The sequence below is a fragment of the Candidatus Marinimicrobia bacterium CG08_land_8_20_14_0_20_45_22 genome (assembly GCA_002774355.1).
Lineage (GTDB): Bacteria > Fidelibacterota > UBA2242 > UBA2242 > UBA2242 > 0-14-0-20-45-22.
In genome coordinates, this window is the sequence record PEYN01000080.1 from 1 (window position 1) to 4,341 (window position 4,341).

General features: G+C 41.3%; 4 protein-coding genes. 3 read left to right on the forward strand and 1 reads right to left on the reverse strand.

Going from position 1 to position 4,341, the window contains the following annotated elements:
- Positions 1-514, reverse strand: a 514-nt coding sequence (locus COT43_05020; GenBank protein PIS28995.1) for a hypothetical protein, incomplete at its 3' end; no start/stop codon positions are given.
- Between the two features lie 240 nt (positions 515-754).
- Between COT43_05020 and COT43_05025 the strand changes: the two genes are divergently transcribed.
- The 3 genes from COT43_05025 to COT43_05035 all read left to right on the forward strand — a co-directional run bounded on the left by COT43_05025 (position 755) and on the right by COT43_05035 (position 4,303).
- Positions 755-1,348, forward strand: coding sequence for a DUF4433 domain-containing protein (locus COT43_05025; protein ID PIS28996.1), 594 nt, complete (start codon positions 755-757; stop codon positions 1,346-1,348).
- Positions 1,349-1,352: 4 nt separating this feature from the next.
- Complete coding sequence (locus COT43_05030) at positions 1,353-2,468, forward strand: hypothetical protein (protein ID PIS28997.1); 1,116 nt, start codon at positions 1,353-1,355, stop codon at positions 2,466-2,468.
- Positions 2,469-2,575: 107 nt separating this feature from the next.
- The gene (locus tag COT43_05035; protein PIS28998.1) at positions 2,576-4,303 is read left to right on the forward strand and encodes a site-specific DNA-methyltransferase; all 1,728 of its coding nucleotides are present in this window, start codon (positions 2,576-2,578) and stop codon (positions 4,301-4,303) included.
- Positions 4,304-4,341 lie beyond the last annotated feature (38 nt).

Genomic DNA, 4,341 nt, shown 5'->3' on the forward strand with positions numbered 1-4,341 from the left:
TCGGATCGTTCGATACGTAAGCGAGCGGTTGGGTAAATTGATATACGCCGCTGACCGTGCTATCGAAGTGATAAATCCAGTTCACGGACGGCTCGAAATTTTTATTGAGGCTGAACATACTGCGAATGACCGGATAAGATTTAGGATCTCGCGTTAACGCCGTGACATTCTGTGCCATCACTTCGCCGGGATAAATGACAGACGATAAAGAACTGCTACCGCTGAAAAATCCGCCGTTCACGGCGGCAATCGCCCCAAATCGCGTCGTCAACGTTTTTACATTGGCGGCGGATGATGTGAGGTAGGAACGAACGGCGATTTGTTCGTTATTCAGATCGACGTTAAAATAAAATGCCTGAAGTTTGGGACTCGATCGCGTTCCTTTGAACACTTTAATGCCGTCTGGAAGCGAATAATTACCGGTGATCTCCGTCCACGTGATCGTCGAATCCTGCGCGAAAAGCGCCACGGCAAGTACGAAAAACAACAGAACAATTATTTTCATCAATCGCATTCTTCGAGTCTCCTTACGATTCACTCCTGAAAAGTAACGAGAAAGGATAGCGTATTTCAGGCTAAATTCCAAATTTTTCCATATAGAAAAAAACGGTTAGGACAAAATATCCCAGATGAAGACCTGCAACTCCATTGCACAAATGAAAAAGGTAAAGGCGTGGCGCGTCGTGCCTCTACTAATTCCCCTAAAGAGAAATATTCCTATTGATATTCTTAACTATTTTGTGGATTTTATGGTATGATAGATATCAGTCTTATTCACGATTTATACTATATCAGCCATATCTCTACAATTCCATCAATTTTTAAAAAAGGGATTCTCTGTCATAATCAGGTGAGTGAGATTAAGCATGAATCAGTAGCTTCACCAATTATTCAACAGCGTCGGGAAAACAAGCAGATTCCCGGCGGAATGAAACTGCATGATTATGCCAATTTATATTTGGATGCTCATAATCCAATGCTGAGTAAAATAAGAGATCAAAATAATGAGATAGCGATTTTACAAATTGGAAAAACGATATTACTGCTGAAAGACGTGATTATCTGCGATCGAAATGCCTCCAGCGATTATGCCGCGTTCTATCCGGTTGAGACTGGTTTAAATAAATTGAATTTCCAAATGATTTACGACCGATATTGGACAAATCATCCAGATTCAATTCAATTAGTGGAGCATAAATCGATCAAATGTGCTGAAGCGCTGATTCCTTACAGAGTTCCTGCAGAATATATTATCGGGATAATTGTCTATGACAATACCGCCAAAACACATCTTGAATCTATGGAAATTCAGGTGCAAATTACAGTGGAGAAAGGAATGTTTTTTTAGCCAAATGATTAAACAGATCAAAATAGGAAATATTTTGGAATCCGAGGCTCAGACCTTGGTCAATACGGTTAATTGTATTGGGGTCATGGGTAAGGGGATTGCGGCAGATTTTAAAAAACAATTTCCGGATATGTTTAGCGATTATAAAGATCGTTGCGACAAGAGGCTATTGAAACCGGGAGAACCCTATATTTATAAAAGACTGGTAAAACCCTGGATTATTAATTTTCCAACGAAAGATGACTGGCGCTCCGTTTCAAAGATTCAGGATATTAAAAAGGGTATTGATATCATTCTGAAGAGTTACAAAGAATGGGGCGTGACATCACTGGCTATTCCGCCATTAGGATGCGGCAACGGTCAATTAGATTGGCGTGACGTCGGGCCATTGCTCTACCAAAAATTTCAGGATATTGATATTCCGGTGGAATTATATGCCAGTTTCCAGTCGCCGAAAGAACAGATGACAAAAGAATTTCTTTCATCTAAGGAACTACAGAACAAAACAGCCATTTTTAAGAAAGAAGATCAAATATTTCACCCTGAGTGGATAGTTCTGATTGAAGTTCTTGATAGGATTGGAAAGAATCCCTATCACCGGCCGATTGGGAGGACGTTCTTTCAGAAAATCGGATATATTGTAACCGCTCAGGGAGTCAACACCGGATTAAAATATGAAGAAAGCAGTTACGGACCTTTTGCGAAGGATTTGAAACAGGCGATTGCCGTACTGGCCAACAATAACCTGCTGATCGAGAAACATAATGGGCAGGGTTTTCAATATCTACCCGGGAGTGCCTATTCGGTCATGCGGAAAAAATACAAGGAGATTCTCGATAAATATGAACAAGTGATTGAAAAGACTGCCGATCTTTTTATGCGGATGGATACTCATCAGGCGGAAATAGTATCGACTATCTTGTATTCTTCCCGTAAACTGAAGCAGGACAGCGCCGAAGTCAGCGAAAAGGAGATTTTTGACCATGTCATGGAATGGAAGAAACGGCGCCGTCCGCCACTCGATGAAAAGGACGTCGCCAGCGCCGTCCGCAACTTAGTAATGTTACATTGGCTGAAAGCTCAATTCAGTCAGGATCTGCCTGTGCAGGATATATTTTGATTTACATTTAATATTAAGTAATCGTTTAATTGGATAAATGCAAAATATATTTCTAACGATCCTTGATCGGTTTATTATCGGGGTTTTCTAATATAACGGAGTAACTTATGCCAACCTTGCAGTTCAAAGGTAAAAACATCATCTGGAATCATCACCTGTCCGTGCCTTATCATACGCTGGAGGAAGTCGATGAACTGAACTTCCAGCCGGAAAAAGCCAACGGCAACCTGATCGTCGAAGGCGACAATCTGCTGGCGCTGAAAGCCCTCCTGCCACACTATGCCGGGAAAGTGAAATGTATCTTCATCGACCCTCTCTACAATACAGGTAACGATGTCGAAGAAGGAAAAAGCTGGGTCTATTCTGATAATGTAAACAGTCCTCTTCTTAAAGAATGGTTTGGAAAAGAAGTTTCAAGAGATGATTTAACACGACATGACAAATGGTTATGTATGATGGTTCCTCGTCTGAAATTATTGAGGGAATTACTTCATGATGATGGAGCGATTTTTATTACAATAGATGATAACGAATATGCTTCGCTAAAAGCGATAATGGACGAAATATTTAATGAAGAAAACCTTGTAGCAAATATCGTTTGGCAAGCAAGGAAATCCGTGCAAAATGATACTGACATTAGTGTCAATCACAACTATGTCTTGGTTTATGCAAAGAACAGAAGGCAGACAGAAAGAAGATTAAAAGCAAGTAACGCTGATAAATGGTACCAAATGCCGGGTTTTGTATTTAAGCCCTTATTATTAGATAAATCGAAATTCAGTAATCCTGATAACGATCCGCGAGGTTTATGGAAAGCCGATCCTTTTGATGCACCAAATGTACGAGAAAACCTTACTTATCCAATTATCAATCCTAGTACTGGTAAAAAATATTTGCCTCCAAAGGGCAGGCATTGGAGGACTGAAGAAGATAATTTTAAAAAATTACTAAAAGAAAACAGAGTTTTATTTGGGAGAAAGGGAGAAAGTGGCCCCCAGTTAAAAGTATTTTGGGACGAAAAAAAGGAATATGGAGAAATAGAAACATCGTGGTGGGGAGAAGGATCAGCAGAAATTTATTTAAATGAAGATATTGATTACGATACTGCCCAAGAATGGACTAATTATGGAACAACGACCCAAGGCTCAAAATTATTGCAATCAATGTTTAATTCAGAAAAAGTGTTTAATAATCCAAAACCAGTTGAATTGTTGATAAATATTATTCGGCAGTCGGCAAATCGAGATGATATTATTCTTGATTCCTTTGCCGGTTCGGGTACGACGATGCACGCGGTGATGGAGTTGAATAAAGAGGACGGCGGCCAGCGGCAGTGCATCATGGTGCAGATGACCGAAGCCACACCGAAAGAGCCGGACAAGAATATCTGCAAGGACGTTACCCGCGAGCGGGTGAAACGGGCGATCGAGAAATATGGCTATGATTCCGGTTTCTGGTACCTACGGGTCGGGATACCGATTGACGCGGAGACGATGCTGGCCGGAGAGTTGCCGACCTACAATCAGTTCGCGGAATATGTCTATTATCTCTGTACCGGCGATAGCCTGAAAGAAAAACAGGCGATCAATGAAAAGACTTATTACGTCGGCAAACAGGGCAGTTCGGTGATTTACTTAGTGTATAAGCAGAATTTTGAGGAGTTGACTCACATGGCGCTCAATCTGGATCTGGCAGAAGAGATTTCCGCCCGTCATCCGCAGAAGCGCCTGATCATCTACGCGCCGGCCTGTTTTCTGGAAGAAGAATATATGAGAGATAAATCGATTGAATATGTCGGGATTCCGTACAACCTGTTTCGGAGAGCGGGAGAATAGGGATGTTCCTGAAAGATTACCAGAAGAAGGTCGTTGAC

What these genes read in the sequence shown, in the direction of transcription:
- COT43_05025 (PIS28996.1), top strand. Translation starts at nt 755, where the DNA reads ATGATAGATATCAGTCTTATTCACGATTTATACTATATCAGCCATATC.
- COT43_05030 (PIS28997.1), top strand. Translation starts at nt 1,353, where the DNA reads ATGATTAAACAGATCAAAATAGGAAATATTTTGGAATCCGAGGCTCAG.
- COT43_05035 (PIS28998.1), top strand. Translation starts at nt 2,576, where the DNA reads ATGCCAACCTTGCAGTTCAAAGGTAAAAACATCATCTGGAATCATCAC.